This window comes from Enterobacter cloacae complex sp. 2024EL-00227, assembly GCF_043945315.1.
GTDB classification, from domain to species: Bacteria; Pseudomonadota; Gammaproteobacteria; order Enterobacterales; family Enterobacteriaceae; genus Enterobacter; species Enterobacter roggenkampii.
On sequence record NZ_JBIMQP010000009.1, the window covers coordinates 234,695 to 254,981 of the forward strand.

General features: G+C 53.5%; 18 protein-coding genes and 1 pseudogene. 8 read left to right on the forward strand and 11 right to left on the reverse strand.

Features of this window, described 5'->3' with window-relative positions; all coding sequences use genetic code 11:
- Positions 1–76: 76 nt before the first annotated feature.
- Complete coding sequence (locus ACHH0Z_RS17140) at positions 77–715, forward strand: acyl-homoserine-lactone synthase (protein WP_032674790.1); 639 nt, start codon at positions 77–79, stop codon at positions 713–715.
- Between the two features lie 14 nt (positions 716–729).
- Here ACHH0Z_RS17140 and ACHH0Z_RS17145 read toward each other — a convergent pair whose 3' ends face one another.
- Positions 730–1,422 (reverse strand): LuxR family transcriptional regulator, encoded by a 693-nt coding sequence (locus ACHH0Z_RS17145; protein ID WP_008503218.1) that lies wholly within the window; start codon positions 1,420–1,422, stop codon positions 730–732.
- Between the two features lie 286 nt (positions 1,423–1,708).
- A complete protein-coding gene (locus ACHH0Z_RS17150) occupies positions 1,709–2,293 on the reverse strand; it encodes an NUDIX domain-containing protein (protein WP_045354044.1) in 585 nt (194 codons plus the stop codon).
- An 86-nt stretch (positions 2,294–2,379) separates the two neighbouring features.
- Here ACHH0Z_RS17150 and ACHH0Z_RS17155 point away from each other — a divergent pair, with 86 nt between their 5' ends.
- Positions 2,380–3,153 (forward strand): DeoR/GlpR family DNA-binding transcription regulator, encoded by a 774-nt coding sequence (locus ACHH0Z_RS17155; RefSeq protein WP_023292409.1) that lies wholly within the window; start codon positions 2,380–2,382, stop codon positions 3,151–3,153.
- 17 nt (positions 3,154–3,170) lie between these two features.
- Here ACHH0Z_RS17155 and ACHH0Z_RS17160 read toward each other — a convergent pair whose 3' ends face one another.
- Positions 3,171–3,557 carry a VOC family protein gene (locus ACHH0Z_RS17160; protein WP_045354045.1) on the reverse strand — a complete coding sequence of 129 codons (387 nt, stop codon included), beginning with the start codon at positions 3,555–3,557 and terminating at the stop codon, positions 3,171–3,173.
- 94 nt (positions 3,558–3,651) lie between these two features.
- Positions 3,652–4,095, reverse strand: coding sequence for a PACE efflux transporter (locus tag ACHH0Z_RS17165; protein WP_045410185.1), 444 nt, complete (start codon positions 4,093–4,095; stop codon positions 3,652–3,654).
- 400 nt (positions 4,096–4,495) lie between these two features.
- On the opposite strand from ACHH0Z_RS17165, the gene ACHH0Z_RS17170 reads away from it, so the two are divergent.
- The 3 genes from ACHH0Z_RS17170 (at position 4,496) to ACHH0Z_RS17180 (ending at position 7,329) form a co-directional block, all read left to right on the forward strand.
- Positions 4,496–5,533: an aldo/keto reductase gene (locus ACHH0Z_RS17170; RefSeq protein WP_045410187.1), complete on the forward strand. Its 1,038-nt coding sequence runs from the start codon at positions 4,496–4,498 to the stop codon at positions 5,531–5,533.
- 195 nt (positions 5,534–5,728) lie between these two features.
- On the forward strand, positions 5,729–6,637 hold the full coding sequence (locus ACHH0Z_RS17175; RefSeq protein WP_045410190.1) for a LysR family transcriptional regulator: 909 nt from the start codon (positions 5,729–5,731) through the stop codon (positions 6,635–6,637).
- A 104-nt stretch (positions 6,638–6,741) separates the two neighbouring features.
- A complete protein-coding gene (locus tag ACHH0Z_RS17180; RefSeq protein WP_045410192.1) occupies positions 6,742–7,329 on the forward strand; it encodes a hypothetical protein in 588 nt (195 codons plus the stop codon).
- Positions 7,330–7,357: 28 nt separating this feature from the next.
- Here ACHH0Z_RS17180 and yjjJ read toward each other — a convergent pair whose 3' ends face one another.
- The 5 genes and pseudogenes from yjjJ to ACHH0Z_RS17205 form a co-directional block, all read right to left on the reverse strand.
- Entirely contained in the window at positions 7,358–8,662 is a 1,305-nt protein-coding gene (yjjJ, locus tag ACHH0Z_RS17185) for a type II toxin-antitoxin system HipA family toxin YjjJ (RefSeq protein WP_045410195.1), read from the reverse strand.
- 44 nt (positions 8,663–8,706) lie between these two features.
- Complete coding sequence (gene silA, locus ACHH0Z_RS17190) at positions 8,707–11,883, reverse strand: Cu(+)/Ag(+) efflux RND transporter permease subunit SilA (protein WP_045410197.1); 3,177 nt, start codon at positions 11,881–11,883, stop codon at positions 8,707–8,709.
- Positions 11,884–11,893: 10 nt separating this feature from the next.
- Positions 11,894–13,141 carry an efflux RND transporter periplasmic adaptor subunit gene (locus ACHH0Z_RS17195; RefSeq protein ID WP_045410200.1) on the reverse strand — a complete coding sequence of 416 codons (1,248 nt, stop codon included), beginning with the start codon at positions 13,139–13,141 and terminating at the stop codon, positions 11,894–11,896.
- 11 nt (positions 13,142–13,152) lie between these two features.
- Positions 13,153–13,491 (reverse strand): cation efflux system protein CusF, encoded by a 339-nt coding sequence (cusF, locus tag ACHH0Z_RS17200; RefSeq protein WP_039266412.1) that lies wholly within the window; start codon positions 13,489–13,491, stop codon positions 13,153–13,155.
- Between the two features lie 28 nt (positions 13,492–13,519).
- Positions 13,520–14,906 (reverse strand): annotated as a pseudogene (locus ACHH0Z_RS17205) (efflux transporter outer membrane subunit).
- Positions 14,907–15,068: 162 nt separating this feature from the next.
- On the opposite strand from ACHH0Z_RS17205, the gene ACHH0Z_RS17210 reads away from it, so the two are divergent.
- The gene (locus ACHH0Z_RS17210) at positions 15,069–15,752 is read left to right on the forward strand and encodes a copper/silver response regulator transcription factor (RefSeq protein ID WP_008503517.1); all 684 of its coding nucleotides are present in this window, start codon (positions 15,069–15,071) and stop codon (positions 15,750–15,752) included.
- Positions 15,742–17,196 carry a Cu(+)/Ag(+) sensor histidine kinase gene (locus tag ACHH0Z_RS17215; protein ID WP_045410205.1) on the forward strand — a complete coding sequence of 485 codons (1,455 nt, stop codon included), beginning with the start codon at positions 15,742–15,744 and terminating at the stop codon, positions 17,194–17,196. The genes ACHH0Z_RS17210 and ACHH0Z_RS17215 overlap by 11 nt, the downstream gene beginning before the upstream one ends.
- A 3-nt stretch (positions 17,197–17,199) precedes the next feature.
- Here ACHH0Z_RS17215 and ACHH0Z_RS17220 read toward each other — a convergent pair whose 3' ends face one another.
- A complete protein-coding gene (locus ACHH0Z_RS17220) occupies positions 17,200–18,105 on the reverse strand; it encodes a LysR family transcriptional regulator (protein ID WP_045410208.1) in 906 nt (301 codons plus the stop codon).
- Between the two features lie 117 nt (positions 18,106–18,222).
- Between ACHH0Z_RS17220 and ACHH0Z_RS17225 the strand changes: the two genes are divergently transcribed.
- Positions 18,223–19,626, forward strand: a complete 1,404-nt coding sequence (locus ACHH0Z_RS17225) for an MFS transporter (protein ID WP_395149556.1) — start codon at positions 18,223–18,225, stop codon at positions 19,624–19,626.
- A 38-nt stretch (positions 19,627–19,664) separates the two neighbouring features.
- Here the strand turns inward: ACHH0Z_RS17225 and ACHH0Z_RS17230 are convergent, their stop codons facing one another.
- A complete protein-coding gene (locus ACHH0Z_RS17230) occupies positions 19,665–20,150 on the reverse strand; it encodes a type VI secretion system tube protein TssD (RefSeq protein WP_045354100.1) in 486 nt (161 codons plus the stop codon).
- Positions 20,151–20,287: the final 137 nt, after the last annotated feature.

Sequence of the window (20,287 nt, forward strand, 5' to 3'; positions counted from 1 at the left end):
GAATATGCAGCACAATGAAAGCTGTCCTAAAAGACAGGTGATAATAGTTTCAGGTGTTATTATCAGGAACAAGAGCATGAATTCTGTCATTGAATTTTTTTTACACGACTACGATGATTTACCCCCAGCATTAGCGCGCGAACTTTACCGACTCCGGAGAAAAACGTTTCGGGACCGACTCGACTGGAAAGTGGAATGCGTCGAAGGTATGGAGAAGGATCAATTTGATTCCCATAACACGACATATTTACTGGGTATGTATGATGGACAACTGTTATGCGGCGCACGATTTATTAACGCAACGCAGCCCACAATGATAAGCGAAATTTTTCATAATTATTTCGACAACCCCATTATTTTTCCCGCAGATGTTCCTTGTTGTGAAGTGAGCCGTTTATTTTTAGATAAAGAAATACGAGATTCCGCAAGTCTGCATGGCGTGCCCGCCAGTAAAGCATTGTTTCTTGCAATGAATATTTATTGCATGAAGAACAAATATCATGGAATGTATGCTGTAGCCAGTCGTGGAATGTATGCCATATTTCGCCATGCGAACTGGAAAGTTGAAGTTATTCAGCGTGGTGTTTCTGAAAAAGGCGAGGTTATTTACTATATTTATATGCCCGCCAGCACCAGCATTATTGAAGACATTATTAGCAAAGACAAATCCAGTCACTGGCTTCGCGAAATGCTCGAGCACTTACGCCATTTATAACCAGTGGCTGAGGCTCAGTCCTCCAGTAACCGGAGTTCCGTTCCAAGTTTTATTGCGTGCCTTGCATTATTCACGCCGAGCTTTTTCATGATGTTGCCCATATGGAATTTAACGGTGCGCTCAGCAATAGACAATATAACAGAAATTTCTGCGTACGTTTTTCCGGCGCTGACCCATTTAAGGATTTGGCGCTCACGTGGCGACAGGAAAACATTCTTTTTCTGCTGATGCTGACTATACAGATTGAGTGTCTTCTGGTGTAACTGAACAAGGAAACGTAGAAAATGCGGCCGATATTTTTCAATGTCAATCCCAGAATGCTTAGGACTGATGACGGATAAGACAACAAGATTATTCAAATAGTCATGCAGAGGAAACGTCTGTCCCTGATAAATATCATACTGGACACTTTCGTCGAAAATACGCGTCAGGTTATAACCATCTGACAGGACAACATCACTTTCCCAGAAAAAATCTTCCACACAGCGCAAAGCCCGAATGATAACAGGGTCAATGAACTGATATTTTTTTTCAAGGTAGATAGTAAACCACTCTGGACTGTTATTGATTATCCTCATCTGTGAGGGATCTTTCTTGTTCATAATGGCGTAGGCGAAGACGATCCCTTTGAAGTCCTCAAAAAACGCGTCCAGCTCACTCTGAATTTGCGTATTGATCGTTAAGTCGTTGTAATATGTATCCTTCACGTGAGTTGCTGCCTCCTGTACGAGTGGAGGAGCAAGTATAATATGCTTCGTTATCTGTAGCGAGTCGCATTTTAATCCAGTCAACAGATAAGACAGGCTGCCTCAACTGGCAGCCTCGTGAACGTTTGGGATTTTTGAATGGTAAATGCAGATGACTTAGGGAATTGTTGATGTTTTTATCGAATTTCGAAATCGTTCACTAAATATAGTAGGCTGCAAAATTTAGGAGGTTTTACGCTTTTCCCCCAGGTTCATACAAATTGAAATCAGGATTTAAACCAGTGGGTTACAGAATGCCTTTCAGGGCAATATGATAAAGCAGCATGATGGTTTTACCGTCGACAATCTTGCCGGTTTCAATGCGGCGTAATGCCTCTTCAAGCTTCATTTCCAGCACGTCGATATCTTCTCCCTCAGCCTTGATCCCGCCGCCGGCGCCGGTTCTGTCTTTCGGCTGATACTCGGCAAGATAAAAATAGAGTTTTTCCGTGACAGAGCCCGGGCTCATATAGGCTTCAAAGATTTTCTCTACGCGCGTAACGTGGAATCCGGTCTCTTCTTCCGCTTCTGCTTTGATGCGGCTTTCAGGATCCATGTTGTCCAGCAATCCCGCCGCCGCTTCAATTAAATCGTCCTCATGGCCGTTGATAAAAACAGGGAAGCGGAACTGGCGCGTTAGGATGACCGTCTTTTTCTCACGGTTGTAGAGAAGAATCGTCGCGCCGTTGCCACGGTCATAGACTTCCCGCTGTTGCCGCTGCCATTCGCCATCACGACGCTGCAGGTCGAAGGTGTATTTTTTAAGGATGTACCAGTTATCTGACAGGGTTTCACTGTTAATGATGCGCACATCTGCACGTTTTGATTGCACGATTGTTCCTCCTTACGTAGAGTAATACTCATAAACAGCAATATCATGCACTTTCAAGGTGAAACATGCAACATCAGGAAAACAGGATGCTCACTCGTCAGCGAAAACAATTGATCCTTGAAAAGCTGGGTGCCGAAGGTCAGGTCCAGTCAAAAGCGCTGAGCATTCTTTTCGACGTTTCTGAAGACACTATCCGGCGCGATCTCCGCGAGCTGGCGGCAGAAGGGCGTTTGCAACGTGTTCACGGCGGCGCACTACCGTCATCTTCCGCAATTGCTCCGTTTGCCGAACGGCAATCCGTGAAGATGGATGCAAAAAAAAGGGTGGCCCGGAAAGGGGCACAGCTGATTTCATCAGGCCAGGTAGTGATTATCGACGGTGGCACGACAACCTCGGAGCTGATTACCTTTTTCCCGCCTGACTTGCGCATCACCGTGGTGACGCACAGCCCGAGTATTGCTCTGGGGCTTGTTGATCATCCTGCCATTGAGGTGATTTTGATCGGCGGACGGTTGTATAAACACTCGATTGTTGCGGTCGGCGCGGCGGCCATCGAAGGCATAGAGAATATTCATGCAGATCTGTTCTTTATGGGCGTGACCGGTATTCATCCGGATGCGGGGCTGACAACCGGCGATTTCGAAGAGGCATGCATCAAACGTGCATTTTCCGGCAGAGCCGCGGAAACGGTCGTTCTGGCGTCTCCGGAAAAGATCAACACCGCGTCGTCGTTTGTGATTGGCGATGTATCATCAGTGAATAGCATCATCGTTGAAGACGGTACAGATAAGGAGTGGATCCGCGCGGTATCGGAAAAGGGGGTATCCGTCGTGCTGGCCTCAGATCGTGACAGCCTCTGACAGCCAGCGACTGGCTGTCAGGATTTAGCTTCTAAATGACTTTCCGGCGCATGGCATACGGCTTCGATGTTATGACCATCAGGCGAGATGACAAAAGCGGCATAGTAATTTTCACCATAGGAACGTAGCCCCGGCTCACCGTTATCACGTCCGCCAGCGCCCAGCGCGGCATGGTAAAAATCATCTACCTGCTGACGGGTCTTGGCCACAAACGCCAGATGCAGAGGCGCTGGTTTGTCATTTGTCTGGAAAAGGCAAAGCGAAACGTCGCCAGAGCTCATCTCAACACCATAATCCGGCGCGCCTTCATCGATGAGTTCTACACCAAGCGGACGAAGCGCCTCGAGGAAGAAGGTTTTACTTTTTTCATAATCGCTGACGCCAAATTTCACATGATCAAACATTATCGACTCCTTGAAAGCGATAGAGAAATGAAGAGTATAGAAGGTGACAGGAGTCGAATATGAGCACAGGTGCGTCTATGTGACAGATATCTCGTTATATAGCAGACTGTTTCCGTCCAACAAACGTCCAGCGCAGGTAATCGTAAACCCAGTTAAACAGCATCGTGTACGGCAGGAAAAACAGTACCAAACCAATCTCAACAAAAAATGCCTCCGTCATCGTTAAATGCAGCATCACCATGGCCACAGGAATTAACGTGATGATAAGTCCGGCTTCGAAACAGGCCGCATGGAGCGCGCGGACGAGGAACGTTCTTTCAAACTGGTATTTTTTCTGAAGAGCGTCAAAGAATTTGTTAAACACAAAATTCCAGGCCGTGGCGGTAAGCGCGGATATCACGGACAGCGAGCCAGACTGGAGTACCGACACGTTCATCAGCCACGCAAGCGAAAGCGCGATGATAATGTTGGCCGTGACTTCAAAAATGACCGCGTGGAAAATCCTTTCTCTAAAGCTTTTATCTAATTCAATTTCCATAAGTTTACGGCAGCAGTGGGCAAAGGCTGAAGTATATCAAACGTCTTTCAACCATGTGTAAACGTAGACGTTGGGTCGTGCGGGGCCTCGACACAAATCATGCTTGAAAGGTGGCTTCACATGCGGTCAATCATGACCGCAGAAATGCAGATTTTGCCTCCACTTACGTTAGTGCGCATAATGTATATTATGTTAAATACATCTGATAGCTAATCACGAGCCGATACATCAATCTGTTATTAATTCTGACCACCCTCTCGCTTCTCGTCTTCAACTGTCGATAACGACGATTTGTGAAAAAAACTCAAAACACCATTCGATGGCGCATGCTGGTTCCCTTCATGTCAGTGCAATACCCTGTCACATACAGAATTGCTGGCAATAAAAGAAGGAACACAGAATGAAGTATGTGAATCTGGGTCGTAGCGGTTTGCAAGTCTCCCGTCTTTGCCTCGGTTGTATGAGCTATGGTGAACCTGAACGCCTGCCTCAACCCTGGTCCCTGGATGAAAAAGCGTCACGACCGCTCATCCGTCAGGCGCTTGAAGCTGGCATTAATTTTTTTGATACCGCGAATATCTACTCGGGCGGAAGTTCTGAAGAGATCACTGGAAAAGCGCTGAGAGAAATGGCCAGACGCGATGAGATCGTTGTGGCGACAAAGACCTTCTTTCCGTGGCGCAACTCACCCAATACCGGGTTTCTTTCCCGCAAGGCCATTTTTCAGTCTATTGACGATAGCCTGATGCGCTTAGGTATGGATTATGTGGATCTCTTTCAGATTCACCGCTTTGACCACTCCACGCCTGTTGAAGAGACCATGGAGGCTCTGCATGACCTCGTTAAATCAGGAAAAGTACGTTACATCGGCGCATCATCTATGGAAGCCTGGCGCTTTGCAAAAATGCAGCATACTGCAGAGCGTAACGGCTGGACCCGATTTATTACGATGCAACCGCAATACAATCTGCTTTACCGGGAAGAAGAGCGCGAGATGTTGCCCCTGTGTGAAGACCAGGGCGTTGGTGTGATCCCCTGGAGTCCGATGGCGCGCGGCAGGCTCACGCGCGACTGGAGTGTCACGTCCCGACGAACGCAAAACGATGCCTTTGCGTTAAAAATGTATGAGAACGCAGCCCTTCTGGATAAGCCCGTTATTGATGTCGTTGCCAGCATTGCTGAAAAGCACGATGTGCCAAGAGCCCATGTTGCACTTGCCTGGTTGCTATCAAAAACGGTCATCACAGCCCCGATCATTGGCGCGACCAAACCAGAACATCTTTCCACGGCTATCAGCGCACTGGACTTTACACTTAGCGATGCTGAAATCACGGAACTCGAGGCACTCTATCTGCCGCACCCCGTCGACGGGATCATTCCCCCGCTTCCTGATACGCCCCCTTCACTCACGCCGCCTTCAGCAATACAGAACCGTTAACGCCCTTCCCTGGCCCGGCGTTGCCGGGTCTCATTCTTTTCAAGAATAACGAAGCACACCGTTTTCAGTGAGAGTCGATGAGCGGATGGACTTGTGAAATAAATTCAGCAACGGATTAGCGCTAATCGGTCTATGGTGTATATCATTTCCGTATCAATACATTCGGGCCTTAACGCACAAGGAAAAGGATTCTGTATGCAAATAAGCAGAGCTGATGTCGCCGATCTCATTTATTTCATGGCTATTGCACGTCATCGCAGTTTCAGCCGTGCGGCGATTGAATTAGGTGTCAGTGCATCAGCGCTTAGTCATGCCCTGAAGGGACTGGAAACCCGGCTCGGGGTTCGCCTGCTTAATCGCACGACAAAGAGCGTCACCCCTACGGCAGCAGGTGAAGAACTGGTTCAGTCTGTCCTTCAGCCTTTCGACATAATAGAAGGCGCATTTGAATCGCTTAACAAGTATCGTAATACCCCTGGCGGACGTATCCGCATCAATGCTGCCGTTGAAGCGGCCAATCTTTTGCTTGCGCCGGTTATGCCCGCGTTTATGGATCGCTATCCCGATATTGAAATCGATATTGTGGCCAGCAACCGTATGGTTGACGTCACTGATGCGGGCTTCGATGCCGGTATCCGCTATGGTGGCACCGTCCCGGAAGACATGGTTGCCCGGCGTTTATCTGCCGATATTCGCTGGGTTATCGCCGCATCCCCCGACTACCTTGAACGCTACGGAACGCCTGAACATCCTGATGATTTATTACACCATCGCTGTATAAGCAATCGTCTCGGCGACGATCGGATTTATCGCTGGGAACTTGAGCGAGACGGCGAAACGTACCAAATCACTGTGCCAGGCTCTGTGACGGTCAATCAGGCTGAAACGGGCCTTGTGGCCGTCTTAGGCGGAGCCGGCCTAATGTATTTTCCGGAGCCTCTTGTTGCACCCTATGTGAAGGATGGACGGCTCCGCCTGGTGCTTACGGAATGGTCGCCGCTGGAGGAAGGTTTTTATATCTATTATTCAAGCCGCCGGCAACTGCCGACCGGGCTTCGCCTTCTGATTGAGTTCATACAGGAGGCCAGGCCGCTGGGGTTGTGAAATAGCGCTTCCATGCGGGACGATGCAATGTCGTCTTTATCGCCCCGTAGCGGATATCATAAAATCAATCAGGGCCTTCACTCTTTTAAAAGCCGTATAATCAAATGATTAAAATTTTATCCCTTCGCCTGAAACACTGTAACGCGCTGGCCAACAGCATGAGCAATGCCTCCCCGACACAGCTGCAGCAGTTTAAGACGCAATTGTCCGAACAGATGGGTAAGCCTGTGGGACTACATACCATGGGTATTCCGGCAGCGATCAGTACGCTCGGGGTGATTGTCAGTTTCGCCATTCCGCAGCTGTGGTTGGGCTATGGCGTACTCGCCGCACTCAGCCAGCCAGCTGAACGCGTATTCGTGTGGGTTGTGCTGGTCGCCCTGCTTTTCGCTGGCATCAACGGCGTGACGATGTTCATGATTGGCAAAGGCAGCATGCGCGCCGTACGGATACACCTTGCGCTGGCGGTGATAAGCCTGGTATTAACGGCAGCCTATCTGCTGGTCGCGCTGATCGGTAACCCTTTTCCGGGCGTCAGTCTGACTGCGGCATTGGTGAGTATCGTCATGTTATTGCTTAGCGGCAGCTGTATCCTCTCCACATCCTTTTATAAGATGCTGCTGTTTACTCTGCATAATCGTGCCTGGCGCAAGCTGAGCGGGCAAACTCGCGATGCACACACACCGCACTAAGGATGCACCGCGTAAAAAAACTCGCTCATTATCCAAGACGCGACACCTTCAATCTCGCCTCGTCCAGATGGCTGCGCAATGCGGCAAGACATGGCGCAAAATTGGCAGAAAAGCGGCCGCAACTGCTGGCCAGCGTATAAAAGCGCTCGGCCAGCGCCAGTGCTTCATGCCAGGTTTCTCCCCCGATCGCGTCAATAAGCGTAGCCGGACGCAGCGTATTCACCAGTGCGCCTCCTGATTTCGGGGCAAATCCCATGGGCAGCATGTCATAGGCAGGAGCAAGATCGTAAGGCCGTCCATGGGAACTGATAAACGACAGATTACCGTGGTGCATGTCGGTATTGCCGATCAGCATACCAAACGCCCAAAGCCTTGACGTGCTGGCGACCGCATCCTGGTGAACACAGCCCTGCTTTGCCAGCTCATTCACCAGTACCGGCCAGGATTCTCTTGCCCTGCCGACAAACTCCGCCTCGAGCGCACGTAAAGAAAAGAGTCCCTTACGACCAAGGGGTCCCGTACGGTCGAACCGCGGGATCTCAAGGAAGCGCTGTCCGCCAAAATCAAACACCTCGGTTTCGACGCCAAGCACGCTTAACGCAAGATGTTCTGCTAGCAAAAGGTCTCGCCAGCGTTCGCTTACAGGGTTATCGTCCGGTGCCGTGAATTTCACAATGACGTGGCCACGTTCTGTATAAGTACAGAACTTCGGCTGTTCACCCCCAGCAGAGGAGCCCGGTAATTCGCCCGCGCTCACGGCCTGCGCCAGCGACGGGTATGCGGTTGCGCGGTCCACCGCAACAGGCGACGGCATCTCTACAAAATGATTCCTCGCCTGTTCTCCGATTAACAGGTTCCCCACCGCATCGTGCCCATGAGCGAGCAAAGCCCTGATAACGTCAGTATCACTCCAGTTATCTGGATTTGGCGGCAGGCCCAGCTCGGATGAAAATCGCGAGGCGTACGCGCGGCCAAGGTATCCCTGAGGCCGCATGTCAAACAACCACCACGGCAACCCATCGCTATGGAGGCACACATTGTCCGTTTGCGCCATTACAAAACCGTCTGGATAAACCGGAATGAGTTTACCCAGCGATTTAACCTGACCCTCTTCCGTGATGCGGTAGACAGGAGCCGAACTGAATCCTCGATGTGTATCCCGCAGCACATAGTGAATAGATGGACCGGAGCCAATGCGAACAACCTCATCGCCAAGCGCTTTAATCGATCGTGAAACGGTAGGCTGACTAATACCCATAATATCAGTCAGTTGCCTTACCGATACCGGGCCTTGTCTCAGCAATTGTCGTAGTGTTTCGGATCGATTAATCATGGTTTTGAATAGCTTTATGAATAGGTTATTGAATAGCTAATTTATCAGGTATTGACTCCCCTGTCATCTTCACCAACGGCTGTCTCTGGTTTATGCCTGCGCAACCAAATTAACTTATACGCCGCAGGAATAATAAACAGTGACAGCAGCGGTGCCGTGATCATCCCGCCGATCATGGGCGCCGCTATCCGGCTCATGACTTCTGAGCCTGCCCCGGTCCCCCAGAGAATGGGCAGCAGACCGGCAATAATCACCGCGACGGTCATCGCCTTTGGCCGCACGCGCAGCACGGCGCCCTGATAAAGGGCGTCATCAAGCCCCTGTTCAGTGAACGTTTCGCGCTGGGACAGCGCCGGATGTGCTTCAACGGCATGACGCAAATACATCAGCATGACCACTCCAAACTCTGCTGCCACCCCGGCCAGGGCGATAAACCCGGTGCCGGTTGCCACGGACATATGGAAGCCCTGCCAGTACAGGAACCATATCCCGCCGACCAGCGCGAACGGCAGGCTCATCAGGATCAACAGGGCCTCATCCACGCGACGGAACGCCAGATAGAGCAGAACGAAAATGATCATTAGCGTCATCGGCACCATCAGCGTCAGTTTCTTGTTGGCGTGCTCAAGCAGTTCAAACTGCCCGGAGAATGACACGCTGGTACCCGGCCTGAGCTTCACGTTCTGGCTGATGGCCGTCTTAATGTCGTTCACCACCGACACCATATCCCTGCCGCGGGCATCGATATAAATCCAGCTCGCAGGCCGGGCATTCTCCGTTTTCAGCATCGTGGGGCCTGAAACAACGTTGATATCTGCCACATCACCCAGCGTAATCTGCTGTTTCATAGGCGTCAGGATCGGCATCTGCTTCAACGCGCTCGGGCTATTCCGGTAGTCCTGAGGGTAACGAATATTAATCGGATAGCGGGCCACGCCTTCCACCGTTTCACCCACCGTCGCACCGCCGATGGCCGAGGAGACGAACAGCTGCACGTCGCCCACCGTCATTCCATAGCGGGAGGCTTTCTCCCGGTTGATATCGACATCGATGTAGCGCCCGCCTTCCAGACGTTCTGCCAGGGCAGACACCACGCCCGGCACCGTTTTGGCTACCGCTTCAATGCTTTGCGCCGTGGCGTCGATATCAGCCAGAACGGTACCAGACACCTTGATGCCAATCGGGCTTTTAATCCCGGTCGACAGCATATCAATGCGGTTGCGAATGGGCGGAACCCAGAGATTCGCCAGACCGGGCAAACGAACGGTCTTATCAAGCTCCTCAACGATCTTGTCAATCGTCATCCCGGGACGCCACCGATCCTCAGGCTTAAGCTGAATGGTGGTTTCCACCATTTCGAGCGGCGCGGAATCCGTTGCCGTTTCGGCTTTGCCGGTCTTGCCGAAGACAGAGGCCACTTCAGGGACGGTTTTTATTAACTTGTCCGTGGTCTGTAAGAGCGCGGCCGCTTCTGCCGGAGAGACGCCGGGCAACGTTGACGGCATATACAGCAGATCGCCCTCATTAATCTTCGGCAGGAACTCGCCGCCTACCTGGCTCAGGGGCCAGATCACCGTGAAGATGGATAAGGCCGCAACCAGCAGGGTTGTTTTGGGCCAGTTGAGCACCCGAATCAGCAGCGGATGATAGGCGTTAATCAGCAGCCTGTTCAGCGGGTTACGGGTCTCGGCGGGGATTTTACCCCGGATCCAGAATCCCATCAGAATGGGGATCACGATGATGGCCAGCGCGGCCGCCCCTGCCATGGCGTACGTTTTGGTGAAGGCCAGCGGACCAAACAGCCGTCCTTCCTGCCCCTCAAGGGTAAAGATGGGAATGAAGGATAAAGTGATGATCAGCAAGCTGATAAACAGCGCCGGTCCAACCTCTACAGAGGCGTTGGTAATCACCTTCCAGCGGGTGGCGTTATCAATCTGCTCTCCCGGGTGCTGGTGATCCCACTCTTCCAGCCGCTTATGCGCGTTCTCAATCATCACGATGGCGGCATCCACCATCGCGCCGACGGCGATGGCAATGCCTCCCAGCGACATAATATTGGCGTTCAGCCCCTGGAAATGCATGACGATAAAGGCAATACACAGGCCAAGCGGCAGAGAGATAATCGCCACCAGCGCCGAGCGAATGTGCCAGAGGAACAGCGCACAGACGATGGCCACCACGATAAACTCTTCGAGAAGTTTGCTGCTCAGGTTATCAATGGCCCGGTCGATGAGCTGGCTGCGATCGTAGGTGGTCACAATCTCAACGCCTTCCGGCAGGCTGGCCTTCAGCGTCTCCAGCTTGTCTTTTACCGCCGTAATGACCTCGCGCGCGTTTTTACCCGAACGCAGGATCACCACGCCGCCCGCCACTTCACCCTGCCCGTTCAGCTCGGCAATACCGCGGCGCATTTCCGGCCCCGTTTGTACGCGGGCAACATCACGCAGGTAAATCGGCACACCGTTCTCACCGGTTTTCAGGACGATGTGATTGAAATCATCGATGGTCTGCAGATAGCCGCTGGCCCGCACCATATATTCCGCTTCCGCGATTTCTACGGACGATCCCCCCGCTTCCTGATTAGACGATTCAAGGGACTGCTTAACTTCCGGCAGGCTGACGCCGAACTGCGCCAGCTTTAACGGGTCAACCTGAATCTGATACTGCTTCACCACGCCGCCGACGGAGGCCACCTCGGCCACGTTCGGGATTGTTTTCAGCTCAAATTTCAGGAACCAGTCCTGCAATGATCGCAGCTCGGCGAGATCGTGTTTTCCGCTGCGGTCCACCAGCGCATACTCAAATATCCAGCCTACGCCCGTGGCGTCCGGGCCGATTTCGGAACTCACCCCGGCGGGGAGTTTGCCCTGAACCTGATTCAGGTACTCCAGCACGCGCGAGCGGGCCCAGTACAGATCGGTCCCGTCTTCAAAAATAACGTACACATACGAATCACCAAACTGTGAAAAACCGCGCACGGTCTTCGCGCCAGGAACCGACAGCATGGTGGTGGTGAGTGGATAGGTCACCTGGTTTTCAACAATCTGCGGGGCCTGGCCGGGATAGCTTGTTTTGATAATCACCTGAACGTCAGACAGATCGGGCAAGGCATCGACCGGGGTGTTGATGATGGTCCATGTCCCCCAGACGCTGAGAAACAGCGCACCCATCATCACCAGGAAACGGTTGGCAACCGAACGCCGGATAATCCATTCAATCATCATCGTCTCCTTAATGGCCTGAATGCGCGTCGTCAGCGGCTTCAGCGTGGCGCATGCGCTCCAGCGCGCCGGTAATATTGGCCTCCGAGTCAATCAGAAACAGACCGCTGACCACCACCGACTCCCCCTCTTCCAGTCCGGTACCAATGCCGGACTGCTGCTGAGATTCATGCAGAACGTGGATCCTTTTCGGTACAAACTTCCCGTTCGCATCAACGGTAATAACGCGCTGTTCTTTCCCGGTATCGATAACGGCCTGAGACGGAATGAGCAACATTTCCTGACTTTGGGTATTCAGCTTCAGGTAGGCATTCATGCCCGGTTTCAGCAGTTCATCCTTGTTGGAGACCTGCAGGCGCACCTGCAGCGTACGGGTGGTTTGATCCACGCTCGGCAGAAGACGCCATTTTTCAACCGGGAAGGATTTATCCGGATAAGCCGGTACCGAAACAGTAAACTGCGAGGTATCTTTCAGCAGATAAGCAATGGATTCAGGGACCGCCGCGCCGATCCAGACCGGATCCATCCCCTGAATCTGCGCCACCACCTTATCTTTGGAAATATTCATCCCGGTGCGCAGGTCAAAGGCCGTGATCACCCCGTCAATGGGCGCCTTGATGGTAAACCGGGTCTGGATAGTACGGGTCGCACGCAGCCGCTGAATATCCTCATCCGGCATACCCGCCAGGCGCAGACGCTCCAGAACGCCTTTTATCTGCGTGGGCGTTCCGCCGGTGCCGGAAAGCAGGAGGAACTCGCTCTGCGCTTCGACCCAGTCCGGAATGGTGATATCAACCAGCGGCGTGCCTTTTTTCACCTTATCGCCAATCGTCAGCGGGTACACTTTCTCAACGAACCCTTCCGCACGCGCCTGGACAATGACAAACTGATAGTCGTTATAGCTGACGTTGGCCGGGATCGTCTGGGCATAATTCAGCTTTCCGCGCGTCACTTTTTGCGTTTTTAATCCCAGGTTCTGAACCTGGGTCGGATCGATACGGATACCGTCACTGTTTTTATCATTCTCATCGGCATATTTCGGCACCAGATCCATATCCATAAACGGTGATTTACCGGGCTTGTCGAATTTCACGTCGGGCTTCATCGGGTCATACCAGAAAAGGACCTTTCTTGCCGCAACGCTATTTGTTGTTTTTTTAGATGAATAAAGTGTCTGCCATGCCGTCACGGATATCAGCCCTCCGGCAATAAGGCTGCTGACTATCACGGCAGCGTATTTTATTTTTAATGAGGCCATGCCGTTTCTCGCTATTTAATGCTCTTTAGTAAAGAGAGATTGCCCTGCTGAACAAACGAGAAATTCACGTGGCTGCCGACTTTTAAGGCAGTAATACTCGCGTCGGCCTGCATAAAAGTAAAACGCATGGTCATCGCGGGCCAGCCAATTTCCGGGATGGCTTCGTGAGAAATCGTCACTTTTTTATTCGTGATATCAATATCCTTCACAATGCCGGTCCCGGTGATGACCTGCTCTGAGGCACCTTCGCTGGCAGCGCTCATCTCCGCGTGTTGATGAACCTCAGCCTGAAGGCCGGCAGAAAACATAATGATTGCACCAAATACGACGGCGTTAAGTGAATTGCGCATGTTTAATATCCTTTTTAATTAAATGAGGTTATTCGGCCCAACCGCCGCCCAGCGCGGTGAAGAGGTTAATTTCATTAACCTGCCGGGCATAAATAAGGTCGAGAATATTTTGCTGCGTGGAAAACAGCGACCGCTCCGCGTCTAATACTTCGATATAGCTCACCGCACCGTTGGTATATAATCCTCTGGCCCGCTGCAGGGTAATATTTAGCGAATCAAGATACCGTTCTTGCGCAGCAAGCTGCTGGTTGAGGCTGTCCCGCAGCGCGAGCGCGTCGGCAACCTGCCTGAAGGCAGCCTGTATTTTTTGTTCGTAATTCACAACCGACTGCTGCTGACGAATTTCAGCCAGCTTCAGGTTGGCCTTATTCCTGCCCGCATTAAAAATCGGAAGTTCAATTTTAGGAATGAAATTCCACATCCCACTGCCCGCGGTAAACAGGCTGGATAATTCCGTACTGCCTGTTGAAAGCCCGCTGGTCAGGGAAATTGACGGGAAAAAGGCGGCACGCGCGGCGCCGATATTCGCATCGGCCGCTTTAAGCTGATGCTCCGCCTCCATAATATCCGGGCGCTGCAGCAGTATCGCTGAAGATAGATGGGGCGGGAGTTTTACCGGCGCAATATCGCGGGCGCTCATTCCGTTGTCGCCCGGCAATCCGCGATAGGTGCCGAGGAGCAGCTGCAGAGCATTGTTGGCCTGCGCCAGCTCCCCCTCACGTTTGGCAATCTCTGCCTGCGTGCTTTCGATCTGTCCCCGGGCCTGTTCCAGCGCCAGCACGTTGGTGCTCCCCGTCGCCAGCTGGTGCTCAACGAACGCATAAGACTGCCGGTAATTTTTCAGCGTTTCCCGCGCGATGCGCAGCTGTTTATACGCCAGCTGCTGGTTGAAATAGCTCTGCGACACGTTAGAGACAAGCAGAATATGCACCGCGCGACGGGCCTCTTCGCTGGCGAAATAGTTTTGTCGGTCGGCCTCGCTCAGGTTCTTCAGCTTGCCGAAAAAGTCGAGTTCGTAGCTAAGCGCAAGACCGGCGTCGTACTGCCGTGAGGTCGATTTGTCACTTTTTTGGCCCGCCGCTGTACGTGATACCCGCGGAGGCATTCAGTTGAGGATAACGATCCGCCTCCGTCACGTTTAACTGTGCCCGGGCTTCCTCAACCTTCAGGGCGGCCATTTTGATATCGCGGTTGTTTTTCAGGGCTTCTGTAATCAATCCAGCTATCTGTGGGTCGACGAAGAAGTTGCGCCAGCCGGTGTCCTGATACCCGGCCGCCGCGGGCGTCAGGCCGTTGCGCGAGAGCGAAAACTGCTGGGGTACCGGTGATGCCGGGCGCGGGTAGTCAGGCGCCAGCGAGACGCAGCCTGCCAGGATAAATACCGTAGTGATGCTGAGTCGTTTTAACAGGAACATAGCGGTTCAAATGAAGTCCAGAGGATTTTTAGGGCTACTCTACTGAACGCATCCTGTTTGACCGGTGACAGGATAATGACAATGCTGTCATTTATGGCGTAAGTCATTGTTAACGATCGCGGGCTCACTAGAATGTCATCAGCAGCCAGTCTGGGGAGCAAGATGAAAATACTGATCGTTGAAGACGAAATGAAAACCGGGGAATACCTCAGCAAGGGGCTGACGGAAGCGGGGTTTGTCGTGGACCACGCGGATAATGGCCTGACCGGGTACCACCTCGCCATGACCGCGGAATATGACCTGCTGATTCTGGATATCATGCTGCCCGACGTGAACGGCTGGGATATTGTCCGCATGCTTCGCTCTGCCGGTAAAGGGATGCCCATACTGCTTCTGACGGCTCTCGGTACGATTGAACATCGGGTTAAAGGGCTTGAGCTGGGCGCGGATGATTATCTGATTAAGCCTTTCGCCTTTGCGGAACTGCTCGCCCGGGTCAGGACGCTGCTAAGACGCGGAAATACGGTGATCGCGGAAAGCCAGCTTCAGGCGGCTGACCTGACGGTTGACCTTGTATCGAGGAAGGTCAGCCGGGCGGGCAATCGCATCCTGTTAACCAGCAAGGAGTTCAGCCTGCTGGAGTTTTTCATGCGTCATCAGGGCGAGGTGCTGCCCCGCTCCCTGATTGCCTCCCAGGTGTGGGATATGAACTTTGACAGCGACACGAACGCAATAGATGTGGCGGTAAAGCGCCTGCGCGCAAAGATCGATAACGATTTTGAACCCAAGCTGATCCAGACGGTACGCGGCGTGGGCTATATGCTGGAGGTGCCGGATGCCCGTTAAGTCCCTCCGACGCCCGTTCTCGCTTGCGCTGCGGCTGACCTTTTTTATCAGCCTCTCCACCATACTGGCCTTTTTCGCCTTTACCTGGTTTATGCTGCACTCCGTTGAGAAGCACTTTGCCGAGCAGGATATCAGCGACTTACAGCAGATTAGCAGCGCAATGCACCGCATCCTCCAGTCTCCGGCCGATCCCGACCAAAAGAAAATCAGCAAGCTCAAAGAGTCGGTCGCCAGCTACCGCAACGTGGCCGTCCTGCTTCTGGATCCGCAGGGCAATACCCTGTTCAGCTCGGCGCAAGGCGCGGCATTGCGCCCGGCGATGAACACAGCGAACTTTAGCGAACACCGTCAGGCACAGGATGTGTTTCTCTGGACGGTAGAAGATCCGGTCAAGTCTATGCATGCCGGGTCCGACATGAAAATGGAAACGTACCGGATTATCGCCTCCTCAGGCAGGGCGACGCTGCAGGGCAAAACCCAGGACTACGTCATGCTGATCGGGCTCTCGATTAATTTTCATCTCCACTACCTTGAGGCGCTGAAGAAGAATCTTTTTGCCATAGCCGCAGCGATCAGCCTGCTGATTGTGCTGGTTATTCGTATCGCGGTGCGCCAGGGACACTTGCCCCTGCGTAACGTCAGCACCGCCATTAAAAATATCACCTCCGAAAATCTGGATGCGCGGCTGGAGCCGTCCCGCGTGCCCGTTGAGCTGGAACAGCTGGTGATCTCCTTCAACCATATGATTGGGAAAATTGAAGATGTCTTTACCCGGCAGGCGAATTTTTCCGCCGACATCGCGCATGAAATCAGGACGCCCATCACCAACCTGGTGACGCAAACGGAAATCGCGTTAAGTCAGAACCGCTCCCAGAAAGAGCTGGAAGATGTCCTCTACTCCAGCCTCGAAGAGTACAACCGGATGACCCGCATGGTCAGCGACATGCTGTTCCTGGCGCAGGCGGATAATAATCAGCTCATCCCGGATCGGGTGATGTTTGATTTAAGCGCTGAGGTGATGAAAGTCTTCGATTTCTTCGAAGCCTGGGCGGAAGAACGCCACGTCTCGCTGAAATTTAACGGGATGCCCTGCCTGATAGAAGGCGATCCGCAGATGTTCAGAAGAGCAATCAATAATCTGCTCTCCAACGCCCTGCGCTATACGCCGGAAGGGAAAACGGTAACGGTCTCCATCAGAAAACGGGATAACGACGTTGAGCTGGTAACAGAAAACCCCGGCACGCCGATCCCGCAGGCGCATCTGCCAAAGCTGTTTGACCGTTTTTATCGCGTCGATCCGTCCAGGCAGCGTAAGGGCGAAGGCAGCGGGATTGGGCTTGCCATCGTGAAGTCCATCGTCACCGCGCACCACGGAAAAGTCCGCGTGGAATCGGATGCGGTGTCGACGCGCTTCATCCTCACGGTGCCGGGGAAAGTGCTCTGAGCGTCAGCAAACCGCGCGGCACACCTCAAGGACCTTTTCCCTGAGCCAGCGATGCGCCGGGTCCCGCTCCATGCGCGGATGCCACATCTGGGATACCGTAATGGTCCAGGTCTTAAAGGGCAGTTCAAAGACGTGCACGCGCTCGGTCATCGCCTGATTGAGCAGGTACAACGCCGGTACCATAGCAACCAGGTCGGAGGCCAGCGCTACGGATAACGCCGTCGGGAATCCAGGCACCACGCTGGCGATCTTTCGTTTCATCCCCCGCTCCGCCAGCGCGTCGTCCACAGACCCGTGTAACGCCCCATCAGGCGACGCCACCACATGGCCCCAGGCAACATAATCGTCAAGGCTGACCTCAGGCTGTGAAGACAGCGGATGTCCCTTGCGCACCGCGCCAACAAACCGATCCTGAAAGAGCCTTTGCAGCCGTATTTCAGGCCCCATGTTGCTCTGCACGCCGATCTCCAGGTCGACAAGCCCCTCCCGTAAATAGCGCGACGTTTTTTCAGGTTTGGGAGCGAAGCGGATGCACACTCCGGGTGCAACGCTCGCCACCGCGGCTATGAGCATAGGTCCAAACGCCACGACAAAACCGTCGTTGGCCCGAATAGTGAACAGCCGTTCAAGGCTTTCCACCTTCAGCGTGTCTGTGGAGGGCTGCAGCACCGCCCTCGCCTCGTGCACGGCGCTTCTGGCGCGGTCCCTGGTGGCTTCGGCCCAGGGCGTCAGCACCATATGACGTCCGGCCCGCACCAGAATAGCATCGCCGGTCACCTCCCGCAGCCGGCTCAGGGTGCGGCTCATGGCGGAGGTGCTCAGGTTTAAACGTCGCGCCGCGCCCGCCACGCTGGCTTCGGCCAGCAAAACGTCGAGCGCAACCAGAAGGTTAAAGTCAGGATCGGACACGATGGCTCCTCAGATAAGGCGTTATATGCAACGATTAAGTGCAAATGCTGCGTCTTCCGCCCTGTATAGCGCATGATTATAGTTTCGTCATCACTATTCTTATCCGGAGTAACGACGATGACGCTATTTTCAAACCTGCCCGGCGATGAAGGATTACCCGGTAATAAACGCGCCAGGGTGATGGCCGCCATCATGACCACCACGCTGATGGGCGTCTTTGACGGCACCATGATCAACATCGCGCTCCCCTCCATGGCTAGGGCAATGCAGGTGCCCGCGAACGTTGCGGTGTGGTTTGCCAACGGCTATCTGCTGTCAGCGGCCATGACGCTGGCCATCTTCGCGGCGCTGGCGGCGCGCGTTGGCTATCGCCCGGTGTTTCTTGCCGGGCTCGCCACCTTTACGCTCACCTCGCTCGGCTGCGCGCTGGCAACAACGCCGGAAATGTTAACCGGGATGCGAATTCTGCAGGGCATCGGCGGGGCGGCGACCCTGAGTATTGCCCCGGCGATCCTGCGGTCCGTTTTTCCGGGCCGACTGCTGGGCCGCATTCTGGGGCTGCACGCCCTGCTTATCGCCTCCAGCACGGCGATTGCCCCGGTACTCGGTGGAACAATACTGGACGCCCTGAGCTGGCAGTGGCTTTTCGCCATTAACCTCATTCCGGGCAGCATCGCCCTGCTGCTGGCATGGCGGGCCTTGCCGCGGGAATCGGTTGCTGACAGACCGCCCTTTGATGCGCCGGGCGCCGTGCTCTCCGCCGTCCTGTTAGGTTCCGCGATCATGCTGGCCGACAGCCTTCAGCATGTGACGGAGCACATTAACCTGCAGGCCGTCTTCTGGGGCGTTCTCGCGCTGGTTAGCGCCCTCGCCTTTACCTGGCGGATTCGGCGCGCGCAACATCCGTTACTGCCGCCGGTGATGTTCAGAAACGGGCGCTTCACCCTCGCCGCGCTGACCTCGCTGGCCTCGTTTGTGAGCCAGGGGATCACGTTTGTCGCGCTGCCGTTCCTGTTTCAGAGCGTGTATGGCTACAGCCCGGTGGTGTCGGCGCTGCTGTTCACCCCGTGGCCGATTGGCATCGTGCTGATCGCGCCACACGCGGGTCGCTGGGCGGATACGATCTCCGCACCGCTCATCTCGACCCTCGGGCTGATGGTCTTTGTCGGCGGGCTGGTCCTGCTGGCCACGTTGCCGGAGAATCCTTCCGTGTGGAATATCTGTCTGCGCAGTCTGGTATGCGGGATGGGGTTTGGCTGCTTCCAGAGCCCCAATAACCGGGAAATGCTCGCTAACGTGGCGCGGGAACATGCCAGCTATGCCTCCGGCGTGTTGTCGATCGTCAGAACATTCGGCCAGTGTCTCGGCGCCGCCGTGGTGGGGGTTCTGCTGGGAGCGGCGGCAGGATGGGACCCTCAACATGCTATCCAGGTTGCACTGTGGTTAGCCGTCATCGCCTCGACGGGTTCGGTGGTATTTAGCCTGAGCAGGCTGCGCCCTGCGGTTCGGGCATCCGCGTAAATTGTTGCAGCGCCTCTCGGCGCTGCTCGTTTTTACGCCTACGCTGCAGGGCGTTCGTTCCACGCATCAGTGTACTGAATATTTCCGTCCAGAATTTTCCATGTGATTTTTGCATATCGCAAAGATACATTTTCCATGTGACCAGTACCGGGACAATCTCTTGTATCATGCATTATTGGAGTTATTGAAATGACCTTCACCCCTTCCATAAGGATATTGAAGTATTCCACTTCCTGACCAGCATCATTGATGTGGTAGAACTTTAATTCAGCACTATGAAGCGTTTGACCTGTAGCCACAGCTTTGTATAGATAGGGTGAAGATGAATCAATTGCTTTTGTTAGACTGAAAGCAGAGTGTTGCCTTGTACCTGTAAGTTTACCCGTTGCATCATCTGTTGGAATGCTCAGGTTATGAATCAGATCTCTGAGCTCTATACTTCCTTCACGGTCTGCAACATCAGAACCGCCACGGATCATTGCTCCGCCATCGTCTTTCAAAAAGAGGTGTACTGGTACAGCCATTTCTATAACTCTGACCTGCCCCCACGATTAGATACAACACTCAGTTAGTAACGTCGGAATCTTCATTCTCAGAATGACCCTTTCTCCAGCCCGCTGCAAATTCAGACGGTGTCTGATAATTCAGCGTGGAGTGCGGG